Annotated in this window: 14 protein-coding genes and 1 tRNA gene; 12 read left to right on the top strand and 3 right to left on the bottom strand. The window is 63.9% G+C overall.

Going from position 1 to position 13935, the window contains the following annotated elements; translation table 11 throughout:
• Positions 1-18 precede the first annotated feature (18 nt).
• From U5A82_RS18570 to U5A82_RS18545, 6 genes are all read left to right on the top strand, one after another.
• Positions 19-267, top strand: coding sequence for a DUF1427 family protein (locus U5A82_RS18570; RefSeq protein WP_326292349.1), 249 nt, complete (start codon positions 19-21; stop codon positions 265-267).
• Positions 264-2192: an amidohydrolase gene (locus tag U5A82_RS18565; RefSeq protein ID WP_326292348.1), complete on the top strand. Its 1929-nt coding sequence runs from the start codon at positions 264-266 to the stop codon at positions 2190-2192. The genes U5A82_RS18570 and U5A82_RS18565 overlap by 4 nt, the downstream gene beginning before the upstream one ends.
• Before the next feature lie 159 nt (positions 2193-2351).
• Positions 2352-3260: a VOC family protein gene (locus U5A82_RS18560; RefSeq protein WP_326292347.1), complete on the top strand. Its 909-nt coding sequence runs from the start codon at positions 2352-2354 to the stop codon at positions 3258-3260.
• Complete coding sequence (locus U5A82_RS18555) at positions 3257-3685, top strand: DoxX family protein (RefSeq protein ID WP_326292346.1); 429 nt, start codon at positions 3257-3259, stop codon at positions 3683-3685. The genes U5A82_RS18560 and U5A82_RS18555 overlap by 4 nt, the downstream gene beginning before the upstream one ends.
• Before the next feature lies 1 nt (position 3686).
• Positions 3687-5039, top strand: a complete 1353-nt coding sequence (locus U5A82_RS18550) for an alginate export family protein (RefSeq protein WP_326292997.1) — start codon at positions 3687-3689, stop codon at positions 5037-5039.
• A 103-nt stretch (positions 5040-5142) separates the two neighbouring features.
• Positions 5143-5838: a YoaK family protein gene (locus U5A82_RS18545; RefSeq protein ID WP_326292345.1), complete on the top strand. Its 696-nt coding sequence runs from the start codon at positions 5143-5145 to the stop codon at positions 5836-5838.
• Here the strand turns inward: U5A82_RS18545 and U5A82_RS18540 are convergent.
• From U5A82_RS18540 to U5A82_RS18530, 3 genes are all read right to left on the bottom strand, one after another.
• Positions 5835-6410, bottom strand: a complete 576-nt coding sequence (locus U5A82_RS18540) for a TMEM175 family protein (protein ID WP_326292344.1) — start codon at positions 6408-6410, stop codon at positions 5835-5837. The two genes, U5A82_RS18545 and U5A82_RS18540, sit on opposite strands and share 4 nt — an antisense overlap.
• Before the next feature lie 28 nt (positions 6411-6438).
• Complete coding sequence (locus U5A82_RS18535; RefSeq protein WP_326292343.1) at positions 6439-7368, bottom strand: LysR family transcriptional regulator; 930 nt, start codon at positions 7366-7368, stop codon at positions 6439-6441.
• Between the two features lie 436 nt (positions 7369-7804).
• Positions 7805-7895, bottom strand: a tRNA-Ser gene (locus U5A82_RS18530).
• A 101-nt stretch (positions 7896-7996) separates the two neighbouring features.
• Between U5A82_RS18530 and U5A82_RS18525 the strand changes: the two genes are divergently transcribed.
• The 6 genes from U5A82_RS18525 (at position 7997) to U5A82_RS18500 (ending at position 13916) form a co-directional block, all read left to right on the top strand.
• Positions 7997-8887 carry a peptidylprolyl isomerase gene (locus tag U5A82_RS18525; protein WP_326292342.1) on the top strand — a complete coding sequence of 297 codons (891 nt, stop codon included), beginning with the start codon at positions 7997-7999 and terminating at the stop codon, positions 8885-8887.
• A 102-nt stretch (positions 8888-8989) separates the two neighbouring features.
• Positions 8990-10105 carry an alanine dehydrogenase gene (ald, locus tag U5A82_RS18520; protein WP_326292996.1) on the top strand — a complete coding sequence of 372 codons (1116 nt, stop codon included), beginning with the start codon at positions 8990-8992 and terminating at the stop codon, positions 10103-10105.
• Positions 10106-10382: 277 nt separating this feature from the next.
• Positions 10383-11213 carry a sulfite exporter TauE/SafE family protein gene (locus U5A82_RS18515; RefSeq protein WP_326292341.1) on the top strand — a complete coding sequence of 277 codons (831 nt, stop codon included), beginning with the start codon at positions 10383-10385 and terminating at the stop codon, positions 11211-11213.
• 97 nt (positions 11214-11310) lie between these two features.
• Positions 11311-12021, top strand: coding sequence for a response regulator transcription factor (locus U5A82_RS18510; protein ID WP_326292995.1), 711 nt, complete (start codon positions 11311-11313; stop codon positions 12019-12021).
• Complete coding sequence (locus tag U5A82_RS18505; RefSeq protein ID WP_326292340.1) at positions 12014-13363, top strand: sensor histidine kinase; 1350 nt, start codon at positions 12014-12016, stop codon at positions 13361-13363. Before U5A82_RS18510 ends, U5A82_RS18505 begins: the two co-directional genes overlap by 8 nt.
• Positions 13356-13916, top strand: a complete 561-nt coding sequence (locus U5A82_RS18500) for a hypothetical protein (RefSeq protein WP_326292339.1) — start codon at positions 13356-13358, stop codon at positions 13914-13916. Before U5A82_RS18505 ends, U5A82_RS18500 begins: the two co-directional genes overlap by 8 nt.
• Positions 13917-13935: the final 19 nt, after the last annotated feature.

The following is a 13935-nucleotide window of genomic DNA, read 5'->3' as shown; positions in this document are numbered from 1 at the left end:
CAACGCCGGAGAACGGACATGAAAGCCTACATCCTCTCCCTCGGCGCCGGCCTGATCGTCGGCCTCGTCTACAGCCTGATGGGCGTCCGTTCTCCTGCTCCCCCGGTGATCGCTCTTGTGGGGTTGGCTGGCATCCTGCTCGGAGAACAGCTGATCCCGGTCGCCAAGCGCTTTGCCAGCTTGCCGGAACTGGCCCGCTTCGTCCGCCAGGACGGCGTCCATCATGTGCTGGGCGAGCTGCCGACCCATGGAAAGCGCGACGCATGATGTCCCGCCGCCAGTGGCTCGCCAGCGCCGCCGCCACAACCGCCCTGACTGCACCTATGGAAAGTTTCGCCATGACCCAGACCGATCTCATCCTCACCAACGCCAAGGTCACGACGCTGGACCGGGAAAACCCGCAGGCTCAGGCAGTGGCGATCCGCGACGGCAAATTCCTCGCCGTCGGCACCGAGCAAGAGGTCCGCGCCGCCGCCGCGCCCAACGCCCGTGTCGTCGATGCTGGCGGCCGCCGTCTGATCCCCGGCCTGATCGACAGCCACATCCACGTCATTCGCGGCGGCCTCAACTATAATATGGAACTACGCTGGGAGGGCGTGCCGACCCTCGCCGACGCCATGGCCATGCTGAAGAAGCAGGTCGAAAATACCCCGCCGCCGCAATGGGTGCGCGTGGTCGGCGGCTTTACCGAGCATCAGTTCGCCGAGAAGCGCCTGCCCACGATCGCCGAGATCAATGCTGCTGCCCCCGATACGCCGGTCTTCATTCTCCACCTCTACGACCGCGCGCTGCTCAACGCGGCGGCGCTGCGGGCGGTAGGCTATACGAAGGACACACCCAATCCGCCGGGCGGCGAGATCGTCCGCGATGCGAAGGGCAACCCGACCGGCCTGCTGCTGGCCCAGCCCAATGCGACAATTCTCTATTCGACGCTGGCGAAGGGACCGAAGCTGCCGCAGGATTATCAGCTGAACAGCACGAAGCATTTCATGCGCGAGCTGAACTCGCTGGGCGTCACCAGCGTGATCGATGCGGGCGGCGGCTCGCAAAATTATCCCGATGACTATGAAGTCATCGACAAGCTGCACAAGGATGGCGAGCTGACCCTGCGCATCGCCTACAATCTGTTCACGCAGAAGCCCAAGGAGGAGTTGAAGGACTTCGCCAGTTGGTCGACGCAGATCAAACCGGGCGACGGCGACGACAGCTATCGCCACAATGGCGCGGGCGAGATGCTGGTCTATTCGGCGGCCGACTTCGAGGATTTCCGTGTCGCCCGTCCCGATATGCCAGCAGAGATGGAGGGTGATCTCGAACCCGTCATCCGCCTGCTCGCCGAGCGCCGCTGGCCCTGGCGTCTGCACGCGACGTACGACCAGACTATCTCCCGCGCGCTCGACGTGTTCGAGAAGGTGAACAAGGATGTTCCGCTTGAAGGTCTCAACTGGTTCTTCGACCATGCAGAGACGATCAGCGATCGTAATATCGACCGGATCGCGGCCTTGGGCGGCGGCATTGCGGTGCAGCACCGCATGGCGTTCCAGGGCGAATATTTCGTCGAGCGTTATGGCGCAAAAGCCGCCGAGGCGACGCCGCCGATCAAGAAGATGATGGATGCCGGCGTGCCGGTGGGCGCGGGCACCGATGCGACCCGTGTCGCCAGCTACAACCCGTGGGTGTCGCTCAGCTGGCTGGTGACGGCGAAGACGGTAGGCGGCCTGACGCTCTATCCGGTACGCAACAGGTTGGACAGGGAAACTGCGCTTCGTCTGTGGACCGAAAAGAACACGTGGTTCTCGAATGAGGTCGGCAAGAAGGGGCAGATCAAAGCAGGCCAACTGGCTGACCTGGCGCTGCTATCCGACGATTATTTCAGCGTAGCCGAAAGCGAGATCGCGCATCTGCGCTCTGTGCTGACCATATTGGGCGGCAAGATTGTCTATGGCGAGGGCAATTTCGGCCCACTTGCCCCGGAAGCGCCCAAGGCCATGCCCGACTGGTCGCCCGTTGCGACCTTCGGCGGCCATTGGCGGCGAGACGACTGCGCGAAGAAGATGGCATCGGCCTGCGGCTGCGCCTCCTCCTGCAATGTCCATGGCCATGACCATGCGGCGGCGCTCGGCGCAAGCGTACCCGCTGCCGACGTCCAGAGTTTCTGGGGCGTCATGGGCTGCGGCTGCTGGGCCGTCTGATCGCAGGAGCGCCCCTCCCAGCCGGAGGGGTGCTCTTGGGCTTTTCGATAATCTGGAACACACTCTTTGATTTTATGCGGATCGTTCGGATGCTTCTGATCGCATAGACAGTGGTTGCGACCTCATCGGAAGCCCGACGCCACGCACCGGAGATACAATATGAACCGCATCGCCCTCCTGATGGCGACCACCCTGGTCGCCATCAGCCCTATCGCCGCGCCTGCGCAATCGAGCGCTCCCCAGCAGAAATCGACCACCGACTTTTCCGTCGGCCCGCAATATGACACCACCCATGTCTATGTCGCGCCGGAAGATTTCGATCGCTTCGTCGCGAGCTTCACCGCCACCTTCGGCGGCACGACGAGCAAGCAGGGTGTCTTTCAGGTCACGCCGACGGACAGCAAGACGAAGTCGCAGCTCGTACTGACCCCCGCCGGTACGGTTTCCACCTTCGGTTTCGTCACGCCGATCCCGGTTCCGTTCGGCGCCGAGCGCACCGGCTATCTCGTGACCGACCTCGATGCCGCAGTCGCCTCCGCGATGCGGCATGGTGCGACGCGCCTCATCACCAGCTTTCCTGATCCCATCGGTCGCGACGTGGTGGTGCAGTGGGCGGGCGGCGTGAACATGCAGCTCTACTGGCACACGACAAAGCCCCATTATCCCGCGCTCGCTACGGTGCCGGAAAACCGCATCTACCTGACCGCCGACGCCGCCGACCAGTTCGTGAAGCAGTGGCGCGGCTTTGCCCATGCGACGGTAACCTCGGACGACAAGGCCGCACCGGGCGTGGAGATCGGCCAGCCCGGCAAGAGCTATCGCCGCATTCGAATGACGTCAGGCTATGGCAAGATGAGCGTGATCGTGTCGGACGGTCAGCTTCCCTGGCCCTATGGCCGCGACATGACGGGATATGAGGTGAGCGATCTGTCCGCGACCCTCGCCAAGGCGACGGCAGCAGGCGTCGAAACGCTCGTCCCCGTCCATGCGGAGGGGGATCGCAAGGCTGCGATAGTCCGCTTCCCCGGTGGCTATATTGCCGAAATTCATGCGCCGGTGAAGCCGTGACCGGCGCGGAGGAACCCCGCATCGTCGACGCGATCCTCGAATGGCGTCCCATCTGGTTCCTGGCGCGTCTGGCGCTGGTCAGCGCCTATCTGCTGGGTGGCCTCGTCAAGGCGACGGATTGGCCGTCCGCCCTTGCCGAGCAGGCCCATTTCGGCATGAGTCCGCCTGGTTTCTGGGCGGCGTTGACCATCGGCGTAGAGCTGGTCGGGCCGATCCTGATCCTGACCGGCCGCTTCGTCTGGCTGGGCGCCGGCATGCTAGGGGTCTTCACGCTCCTGGCCGCCTTCACCGCCAACGCCTTCTGGGCGATGCCGGACGGGCAGGAAAGCTTCATGGCGACCAACGCCTTTTTCGAGCATATTGGCCTGATCGGCGGCTTCATACTGGTGGCGCTCGTTGCCGAACGGGAACGGCGACGTGCTTAGGATGCTCATTGCCGCCGGGCTGCTGGCGGGGGCCGTGCCGACACCTGCCAGCGCCCAGCAGCGTGAGGCGTGGCAGGCCCCCACGCTCAGCATCACGCGCTATGACGAGGACTGGTCCGATCTCGCCGATGCGCAGAAACGCGCGCATCACTGGACCGGACCGTTCAAATATATCCCGCTTGGCGATGATAGCTGGGTGACGACCGGCATCGAATTGCGCGCCCGCAGCGAGAATTATCAGAACAATCTCTGGGGCGGGGCGGACGCACCAGACGACAGCTATCTGTGGCTGCGCGCGCTGCCCTATGCCGATGTGCATGTCGGCAAGGTCAGGGCTTTCGTGCAGCCGATCCTGGCCTACGCGGTCGGCGTAGCGCCGTCCGCCAGCCCCATAGACCAGACGCGGGCCGATCTGCTTCAGGGGTTTGGCGAAGTCGATCTAGGCCCTGTCACCCTGCGCGCCGGTCGCCAGATGCTGTCGCTCGGGACGGAACGGCTGGTCGGCACCCGCTACGGTCCCAATGTCCCGCTCGCCTTCGATGGGGCGCGGGCGGACGTCACCATGGGGCGCGCCACGATAAGCCTGCTGACCATGCGACCGGTCCAGCCCGGTCCCGGCAGTTTCGACGACGCGACCTCCGACGCCAAGGCGCTGTGGGGCGCCTATGCGACCCTGCCGGGGCTGGACATCTACTATTTGGGCTATCGCAACCGCCTTGCGCGCTTTGGCGGACAGACCGGGCGCGAAGTCCGGCATAGTATGGGCCTGCGCTCCCACGGGGTGCGCGGGGACTGGCACTGGAATGTCGAGGGTGTGGCGCAGTTCGGCCATTTCGAGGGGCAAAGGATCGCCGCCTGGACGCTGGGCACGGAGGTTGGTCGCAGCTTTCCCACGCTCCCCTTTGCGCCGGACGCGACCCTGCGGTTCAATGTCGTCAGCGGCGACAGCAAAGCGGGCGACGGCAAACTCGGCACGTTCAATGCGCTCTTCCCCAAGGGCAAATATTTCGGCGAACTCTCGCCCGTCGGCCCGACCAACATCGTCAGCGTCAATCCGCGCGTCAGCGGCACGCTCGGCAGTGGCGTCTCGTTCAGCCTCGCCGCCATGGCCTATTGGCGGTACAGCAAGGCGGACGGCGTTTATGACATTCCCGGCAATCTCATCCGCGAAGCCAGTGGCAGCACGGCACGCTTCATCGGAAAGGAGGCCGAAGCGACGATCGCCTGGCAAACGACGCCCGAGTGGGAATTGTCGGCGTCATTGTCCGCTTTTGCACCGGGTGCCTTCATCCAGCAAACCGGCCCGGCAAAGACGATCACGATGCTGGGTCTGGAAAGCAACTTTCGTTTTTGACCTTTCTATTCGATTTTATCGAAAGACAGGATCGATCTTATTCCACTGCATCGAGGCGGCGACAGCGGTTAGACGTAAGTCATAGACATTCACGGAGACCCTCATGACCGCCGACAAGCCTGCCACATCGCCGCTTCCCTGGCTCCTCCTGCTCCTCTCCGTCACGACCGGGCTGGTCGACGCCATCTCGGTGCTGGGCCTTGGCAAAGTCTTCACGGCCAACATGACCGGCAACGTCGTCTTCCTCGGTTTCGCCGCCAGCGGCGCACCAGGGTTCAAGATCGCACCTTATCTGTTCGCCATTATGTCGTTCATGGTTGGTGCGTTGATCGCCGGGCGCGTCGGCAAGCGCCATGCAGGTTCGCCCCTGCGCCGCTGGCTGCTGATCGCCGCGTCGGTCGAAGCCAGTCTCCTCTGGATCGCCGCCGGTGTCGCCGTCGGGTTCGACGTGGCCACGCAGACGCCGGACATGAGCGTCTACATCATCATCACGCTGACCGGCCTCGCCATGGGCTTTCGCAATGCGACCATCCGCCAGCTGAAGGTTCCGGATCTCACCACCACGGTCCTCACCCTCACGATTACCGGCCTTGCGGCGGATTCACGCGTGGCTGGCGGATCCAACCCGAACTGGGCACGCCGCGTCGCTAGTGTGGCCGCCATCTTCATCGGCGCGGCCATCGGCGCCTATCTCGTCACCCATGGTGGGCTGGTCGCGCCGCTCGTCCTCGCGGGCGGTCTGATCTTCGCAGGCACGCTCGCCTGCACGCTGTACCCGGCCGCCGCCAAGCCCCTCTAATCCTCCAGTTCCCGCTCGATCCTGCGGTCGGGCGGGAGCCAGAACAGCAGCACCGCGACATAGAGAATGATCGCCACCGGCCGGGCGAAGAAAGCCGCAGGCACGGCGACAGCATAGAGGGCAAGGCTGATCTTGCCCTTCCAATCGCGCCCGATGGCTCTCCCTACCGCCGACTGACGCCCATTGCAGGCGATGATCGACTGCTCGGTCAGTTCATAGCCGATCGCTGCCATGCCCAGCACGACGCCGTAGGACGCGGTCGCCATGGCCGAAAAGCCGCTGGCGTCGAACCACCGGATAACGAAGGGTACGAGCGAGAGCCAGAATAGCAGGAAGAGGTTCGCCCACAGCACGCGACCGTCAATCCGCTGGGTCGCCTGCATCAGGTGGTGATGATTGTTCCAATACAGTCCGACATTGATGAAGGACAGGACGTAAGCGAGCAGGATCGGCATGCTGTCCGACAGCGCTGCAAGCGTTCCGTCCTGCGGCACCTTCAGTTCGAGCACCATGATCGTGATGATGATCGCCACCACGCCATCGGTGAAGGCTTCCAGTCGGCCCGATCTCATGCTGCGCTTTGGCCTGCCCTCGGCCGGATCAGACATCGCCCATGCCCTCCAGTTCCTTGTCGTCCGCACCCAGGGCGACAAACTGATCGAGCAGCCAGGAGGCGGCAGGTCCCGGTGGCGCATCCCTGCGCCAGACACCGGCAAAACGGTAGGTTCCGCCTATGTGATCCGGCATGACGAGACGCACCAGCGTACCATCGATCAGGTCCGGTTCGATCATCGGCAGCGGCATGTTGCCCCACCCGATCCCCTCGCGCAGCAGCGCATGTTTCGCGCCCAGATCCGCCAGCCGCCACGTCTTGGGACTCATGACGGAATAATCCTGCCCCTCGGTAAAGCGCGATCGGTCCGTCAGCACCAGTTGGGTATGCTCGCGTCCGGCGCCGGGTGGGATGCGTTCCATGCGGCCAAGCGGGTGATCGGGTGCGGCGACGGGCACCATGGGAACCGAACCGGCAGCGATGCATTCGACCCCCTCCACGCCAGCCGCCAGCGGCCCGGATATTCCGATGGCCGCGCCGCGATCCAGCACCATGGCGGTGATCGCGCCGAGCGCTTCGACATGCAGACGAAGCTGGACCGTTGGAAACTCGGTCGCGAAATGGCGCAGCACTTTCCCTAACCGCTCGGATGGCAGCATGACATCGACGGCCAGATCCACTTCCGCTTCCAGCCCGTCGAGCAAACCCTTCACCTTCGCGCGCAGTCCGTCGAAGCCATGCGATATGCTGCGCACCTCCGCGAGCAGCGCGCGTCCCTCGACGGTCAACTGGGGTTTTCGCGTGCCCTCCCGATCGAACAGCGTCAGTCCGAGCTGCGCTTCCAGATTGGCGATGCCATAGCTGATCACCGACACGGCGCGATTGAGCTTCCGCGCGGCGGCGGCGAAGCTGCCCAGATCGACGATGGTAAGGAAGATACGAAGCTGGTCGAAGGTGGGGGTGCCGGGAGAATTCATTGTTCTACTTTCTAGAACGGATGGACCCAGTTTATGTATCTGCGTCGAAATTCTTGCAAGGTAAAAGGGCCATATCCGGTCTGATGCGCGCGCATCTCCGCTGGGTGCATTGTGGACAATGAGAAATCTCTCATGTCAGATGTCGATACCGGAGCTCGAAAAGCAGATCCTCCACGTTCTGGAGGTTGAACGGAAACCGGCCACACATCATCCCGACAAGCCGGATCACCTTCGGTCAAGAGTTGCAGTAGTGGAATGGGTTGCTGGCGGGCTTCGTCTTGGGCGCTGGCTGGTGCGCCGACATTTGCTTCGACAGAGCCGTGGCGAGAGATATTTTCGCCGCTTTTCACGCTGGAAATCAGGTAAAGCTTAGTGGAAAATAGAACGATCTGCATCGATCGATTTTTCAGAAAAAACTTTTAAAACAGAAACTTTATGGCGGAGCGGGAGGGATTCGAACCCTCGATACGCTTTTGACGTATACTCACTTTCCAGGCGAGCGCCTTCGACCACTCGGCCACCGCTCCGCATGCACTGGAAGGCGGCTCCCTATCGCGCGTCGGGCGGCTAGGCAAGGGGGGATGGCAATGCGCTTTACATTATCGCGCGGCGGCTGTCTGATCGCGGCATGAACCGCTGTCTTGCATTGGCGCTTTCCACCGCCTCTCTCGCCGCCCCGACCGTCGGAGCCGCCCCGCCCGCGACCCCTGCCGCCATAGTGGCGCAGGCGCCAGCCGACGCCTGGCGGTCGATCCCGGCCGACGATCTGCTGATAATGACGGTCGAGGGTGGCGGCCGCGTGGTCATCCAGCTCGCGCCCGGCCTGTCGCCTCGCCATGTCGCCAATATCGTCACATTGGCCAAGACGCATTGGTGGGATGGCACCAGCATCAATCGGGTGCAGGACAATTATGTCGTGCAGTGGGGCGACGCGACCGAGAAGAAACCGATGCCGCCCGGTCTGTCCGCCACCACGCCGGACGATTATGTGCTGTCTTTGGCGACGCGGCGGCTGGCCGTCACGCCATTGCCCTATCCCGACTCCTATGCTCCCTCAACCGGCTTTGTCGGGGGATGGCCGGTGGCGATGGATGGATCGTCGGCCTGGCTGCCGCATTGCTACGGCTATGTCGGCGTGGGGCGTAACATGTCGCCCGACGCTGGAACGGGCGCGGAACTCTATGCGGTCATCGGGCAGGCGCCGCGCCAGCTGGATCGCAACATCGCCGTCGTCGGCCGCGTGATCGAAGGGATGGCGATCCTTTCCAGCCTGCCGCGCGGATCGGGCGAACTGGGCTTCTACACGCCGCAGGAACATGCGGTGCCGATCCTGTCGGTTCGCCTGGCCAGCGATCTGCCGCCAGCGCAGCGGCCACGGTTCGAGGTCATGGATACCGGCTCGCCCAGCTTTGCAGACTATCTGCGATTGCGCGCCAACCGTAAGGATGATTTCTACGACAGGCCTGCCGGTGGCGTCGATCTGTGCAACGCGCCGGTGCCCATCCGGGCAGCACCCTGACGGTCTGTATCGTCCGGGAAATCAAGGAACCTTTGCCGCTTCAGGGGCGCTCTATCCGCATCAAAGCAGCGCGGACGACGCGCCCCATAATGGACAGGCATGATGATCATAGGCACCGTCAAGGAAATCAAGAATCACGAATATCGCGTCGGCCTGACGCCGGAAAGCGCCCATGAACTGACGGCCCATGGCCATCGCGTGCTGGTGGAAAGTGGCGCAGGTGACGGCATCGGTGCGAGCGACGCATCCTATGAACGGGCGGGCGCACAGATCGTCGCGCATGCCGCCGACATCTTCGCTGCGGCCGAAATGATCGTGAAGGTAAAGGAACCGCAACCGGCCGAGCGTGCGATGCTGCGCCCCGACCAGATTCTCTACACCTATCTGCATCTTGCCCCCGACCCCGAGCAGACCCGCGACCTCATCGCATCCGGCGCCACCTGCATCGCCTATGAAACCGTGACCGACGCGCATGGCGGCTTGCCGTTGCTCAAACCCATGAGCCAGGTCGCCGGGCGCATGGCGATCCAGGCGGGGGCGACGGCGCTGGAAAAGGCGCATGGCGGGCGTGGCGTGTTGCTGGGCGGCGTGCCGGGCGTACTGCCGGCCAGGGTTGTGGTGATCGGCGGTGGCGTGGTCGGCTTCAACGCGGCGCAGATGGCGGTAGGGCTGGGCGCGGATGTCACCATCCTCGATCGCAATCCCGAAGCGCTGGAAAAGCTGGGCATATATTTCGAAGCGCGGGCCAAGACGCGCTTTTCCAACCGTGCCAGTCTGGCAGAATGCGTCGCCGAAGCCGACCTCGTCATCGGCGCGGTGCTGATCCCCGGCGCGGCGGCGCCCAAGCTGGTGAGCGCGCAGATGCTTGGCACCATGCAGAAGGGTGCGGTACTGGTCGATGTCGCGATCGATCAGGGTGGCTGTTTCGAAACCAGCCACGCCACCACCCATGCGGACCCGACCTATATCGTCGATGGCATCGTGCATTATTGCGTCGCCAACATGCCCGGCGCCGTTGCACGCACCAGCACCTATGCGCTTAACAATGTGACGCTGCCCCATGCGCTGCGGATTGCGGAACTGGGCTGGAAGGAAGCGTTGCGGCGCGATCCGCACCTGCGCGCGGGTCTCAATGTCTGGAACGGCCGCGTGACCTATCAGGCGGTGGCCCACGATCTTGGGCAGCCCTATACGCCTGCGGAAGAGGCCGTCGCATAACTATACGTCAAGCGATCGGCCATGCGCGACCTGATCGCCGGGGTGATTTTGTTGTTCCAGCCTGCCCGACTTTGAAAGAGCAGCTTGCGGGTTCCGGGACGTCGTTCGTCTAGCGGGGCAGGGGGACATGACCACATGCCCCCCATGCAGCTTGATTTCGCCGAAGAGAGGCATGGTTTAACGTCATGGTCGATTTCCCCATTTTCGCCGCCTTGATACGTAAAGGCGATTCCCGCACCGCATGTGCGGGCCGCACCGGTCAGGAAGGGGGACGATAATGCAGGGTGATGTCATGACCTGGCTGGTGCCGCTCGTCGCCATGCTTGGTGCGGGCCTCCTCGCCGGTTTCGCGGCGGGCATTTTCGGTATCGGCGGCGGCTTCGTGGTCGTTCCCGCATTGCTGGTGGTGCTGCCCCTCCTGGGCGGCACGCATGATGCGATCGCCCATGTCGCGATCGGCACGTCGGCTGCGACCATCATCGTCACCTCGATCCGCTCGCTCCTGGCGCATGCCAAGCGCGGAGCGGTGGAGTTCGAAGTGCTCAAGACCTGGGCGCCCTGGATCGTTCTCGGCTGCGGCGCGGGCGTGATGCTCGCCAGCCATGTCGATGGCCGAACGCTCAAGATGATCTTTGGCGGCGGCGTGATCCTGATGTCGCTCAACTTCCTGTTGCCCAAGGTGAGCGGCAAGGTCGTAAGCGACACCATGCCGACTGGCATCATCCGCATGGGTATTGCCGGGGGCCTTGGCACCTTCTCCTCTTTGCTGGGCATTGGCGGCGGCACCATCGCCATCATGGTGATGACCCTTTGCGGTCGCACCATCCACCGCGCCATCGCAACGGCATCGGGCATCGGCACACTGATCGCCGTACCGACGACCATCGGCTTTGCGATCATCGGCCTCAAGGAAGGGGGCTTGCCATGGGGGTCGCTGGGCTACATCAATATCCCCGCGACGCTGGCGATCGCCTCCATGTCGATGCTGACCGCGCCGCTGGGTGTGGCCGCTGCGCACAGTCTGCCGGCAGGTCCGCTCAAGAAGATATTTGGCGCCTATCTCCTCATCATCGGCGCCCTGATGCTGCGTGCCGGCCTCAAGATGTAAGCGCCGCTTCCCGGTTGCCTGCGCGAAAGGCCGCCAGTGATGCCTAACAGGCTTTGTCACTGGCGGCCTTTCGCGTTATCTGCAAGCGGGAGGCATGATGGGGCAGACGGACGCAATTTCGATATTGCTGGTGGAAGATGACGCGGCGGCGCGCATCAATGTCGCCGCGATCCTCAGCAATGCAGGCATGACGGTGGAGCAGGCGATTGATGGTGCCACCGGCCTCAACCGTGCGGGCAGCGGTGGCCACGACGTCATCATCCTCGACCGCATGCTGCCGCATCTTTCAGGTATCGACATCGTCACCCGGCTGCGCGTGGCCGGCGTGGGCGCGCCCATATTGATGCTGTCCGCGCTCGGCCGCAGCGAACATCGGGTCGAAGGCCTGGAAAGCGGGGTCGACGATTATCTCGCCAAGCCGTTCGAACCCGACGAACTGGTTGCGCGCGTCCGCGCGCTCTGGCGGCGCGCCAACCGCCGCAGCCATGAACCGGTCCTGCTGTTCGGCGATCTGGAATGTCATGTGAAGGCGCGCACCGCCTTTCGCCGTGGTCGCCACCTGCCGCTTTCGCCCAAGGAATTCGAACTGTTCCGCTATCTGATGGAGCATGCAGGCGAAGTCGTGACCCGCGAAATGCTGCTGCGCCAGGTCTGGAAACTGAGCTTCGATCCGCAGACCAATGTCGTCGACGTCAATGTCGGCCGCCTGCGCCGCAAGCTGGAGGACGGGTTCGACGGCCCGGTGCTGGAAACCGTATGGGGCACGGGATACCGGCTGATCGGCACGACGAGATCCGATCTTGACTAAGCCCGGCCTGTTCCGGTCGGTCTTCGGGCGGGTCACGATTTCGGCCTTACTTGTCAGCCTGTTGTCCACGCTGGCGCTGTTCCTGGTGGTGCAGAAGATCGTCGAAGATCATGGTCGCGCCATGTTGGCGCGGGAAGTCGACACCGATCTTGCCGGCCTGGCCGACATTCATGTCAGCGGGGGCGGGACCGAACTGAGGGACCGTATCGCCGATCGCCTGGCCTTCGATCAGGAAGGCGTCAGAAGCTGGTATCTGCTGACCGATGCCACCGGCCGACGCTTGGCGGGCAATCTGGCGCGCTGGCCTGTCATCGCGTCCGACGTGTCCGAAGCGCGCCTCATCACCCTGCCGGATGGGCGTCATATATTCGCCCGCGCGACCCGACTCCCCGATGGCGCCCGGCTGCTGGTGGGGCGCAGCGACCGACGCAGCCAGGCGTTGCTCGCCCGACTGGCCACCGCCTTTGCCGTGGCAGGGGCGGGCATCGCACTGCTCAGTCTGGTGGCTGGGCATCTCGCCGCCCGTCGGCTGCGCGCTCGGGTTGAAACGGTGAACGCCGCTTTCGCCGCTGTCCGCGCCGGGCGTATTGCCGCGCGCGCGCCTGGCGCTGGCAGCAATGACGAACTGGCGGAACTGGCGGCCAACACCAACATCATGCTCGATCAGGTGGAGCGGCTGGTGGACGCCCAGCGGGCCGTGTCAGATCAGACGGCGCATGAGATCCGTACGCCGTTGATGCACCTGGACACACGTATTCTCAAGGCGATGGATGGCACCCAGGACGAAGCGTTGCTGCGGACGCTGGACCAGTCTCGGGCGGAAATCCGCGGTGTCGTGCACCTGCTCGATTCGCTGCTCGACATTGCGGGAACGCAGGCGATGCGGGGCGATCCGCGTGGCATGGCCGAAGTCGACCTCAGCGATATCGCGGAAAATCTGGCGGACCTCTATGGCGCCAGTGCGGAGGAGTTGGGGATCGGCTTTCATGCCCGCATCGCGCCGGGCGTTCGCTGCCGCGCCGACCCGATGCAGATGATGCGCCTCATGTCCAATCTGCTCGACAATGGATTCAAATATGTGTCGAGTGGCGGGTCCGTCCTATTGGAATTGGGGCCAGGGCCGCGCATCGTGGTGCAGGATGACGGCCATGGTATTCCGCGCGCCGATCGGGAACGCGTGTTCGAACGCTACGTCCGGCTTGACGGGGCGCTGGGCGGGGGACATGGGCTTGGCCTGTCGCTGGCCAGGGCGATTGCGGAGCGGCACCAAATGTCGTTGCATGTGGAGGATGCCGCGCCCGGCGCGCGGTTCGTGCTCCAGCCGGAGGGCCGCGATGATTAGAATGTTATTGACCGCCTGGCTGTTTGCCGCAGGACCCGCCGCCCCGGCAGCCGACCTGTTGCCGACCGACCCCGTATTGCGGACGCTGATGGAAGGCGAAGCTGCGCAGGCGAACAGCGATTACGGTGTGCTGCTCGAAACGGCAGGGATACTCAAGGCGCTGGGCGCCAGGCCGGCCAAGGAGCAGGATGATCTTGCGGCGCAGTGGATCCGTCAGGCCCATGACCATGGCGTCGCTGTATCGGATCTGGCTTTTCGCGGCCGCGCCTTGGGGCCGGCCTATCGGCGTGGCTCGCTGGCCGCGCGCGAAAGTCTGACCCTGCGCCAGCTTTTCCTGGCGGGGCAGCGCGCCCAGATTTCGGTCGCGCCTACGCATGGCGCATCCGGTCTGTCGATGCGGGTACAGGGCGCCGACGGTAATACGTTGTGCGACAAGGCCGTGGACGGCCGCCAGTCGGATTGCGCCTGGCTGCCGCTGTTTACGGATCGCTACGACATCGTGATCGAAAATGGCGGCACCATGCCCGCCGACTTCTACCTGATCGTGCGATAGTCGATCATCTATCGGAAAT

The organism is Sphingobium sp. CR2-8 (assembly GCF_035818615.1).
Lineage (GTDB): Bacteria > Pseudomonadota > Alphaproteobacteria > Sphingomonadales > Sphingomonadaceae > Sphingobium.
The sequence above is the reverse complement of the archived record's forward strand: the minus strand, read 5'-3'. Positions and strand labels throughout refer to the sequence as shown.

What these genes read in the sequence shown, in the direction of transcription:
- U5A82_RS18500 (WP_326292339.1), top strand. Translation starts at nt 13,356, where the DNA reads ATGATTAGAATGTTATTGACCGCCTGGCTGTTTGCCGCAGGACCCGCC.
- U5A82_RS18550 (WP_326292997.1), top strand. Translation starts at nt 3,687, where the DNA reads ATGCTCATTGCCGCCGGGCTGCTGGCGGGGGCCGTGCCGACACCTGCC.
- U5A82_RS18560 (WP_326292347.1), top strand. Translation starts at nt 2,352, where the DNA reads ATGAACCGCATCGCCCTCCTGATGGCGACCACCCTGGTCGCCATCAGC.
- U5A82_RS18510 (WP_326292995.1), top strand. Translation starts at nt 11,311, where the DNA reads ATGGGGCAGACGGACGCAATTTCGATATTGCTGGTGGAAGATGACGCG.
- U5A82_RS18545 (WP_326292345.1), top strand. Translation starts at nt 5,143, where the DNA reads ATGACCGCCGACAAGCCTGCCACATCGCCGCTTCCCTGGCTCCTCCTG.
- ald (WP_326292996.1), top strand. Translation starts at nt 8,990, where the DNA reads ATGATCATAGGCACCGTCAAGGAAATCAAGAATCACGAATATCGCGTC.
- U5A82_RS18535 (WP_326292343.1), bottom strand. Translation starts at nt 7,368, where the DNA reads ATGAATTCTCCCGGCACCCCCACCTTCGACCAGCTTCGTATCTTCCTT.
- U5A82_RS18565 (WP_326292348.1), top strand. Translation starts at nt 264, where the DNA reads ATGATGTCCCGCCGCCAGTGGCTCGCCAGCGCCGCCGCCACAACCGCC.
- U5A82_RS18515 (WP_326292341.1), top strand. Translation starts at nt 10,383, where the DNA reads ATGCAGGGTGATGTCATGACCTGGCTGGTGCCGCTCGTCGCCATGCTT.
- U5A82_RS18540 (WP_326292344.1), bottom strand. Translation starts at nt 6,410, where the DNA reads ATGAGATCGGGCCGACTGGAAGCCTTCACCGATGGCGTGGTGGCGATC.
- U5A82_RS18570 (WP_326292349.1), top strand. Translation starts at nt 19, where the DNA reads ATGAAAGCCTACATCCTCTCCCTCGGCGCCGGCCTGATCGTCGGCCTC.
- U5A82_RS18525 (WP_326292342.1), top strand. Translation starts at nt 7,997, where the DNA reads ATGAACCGCTGTCTTGCATTGGCGCTTTCCACCGCCTCTCTCGCCGCC.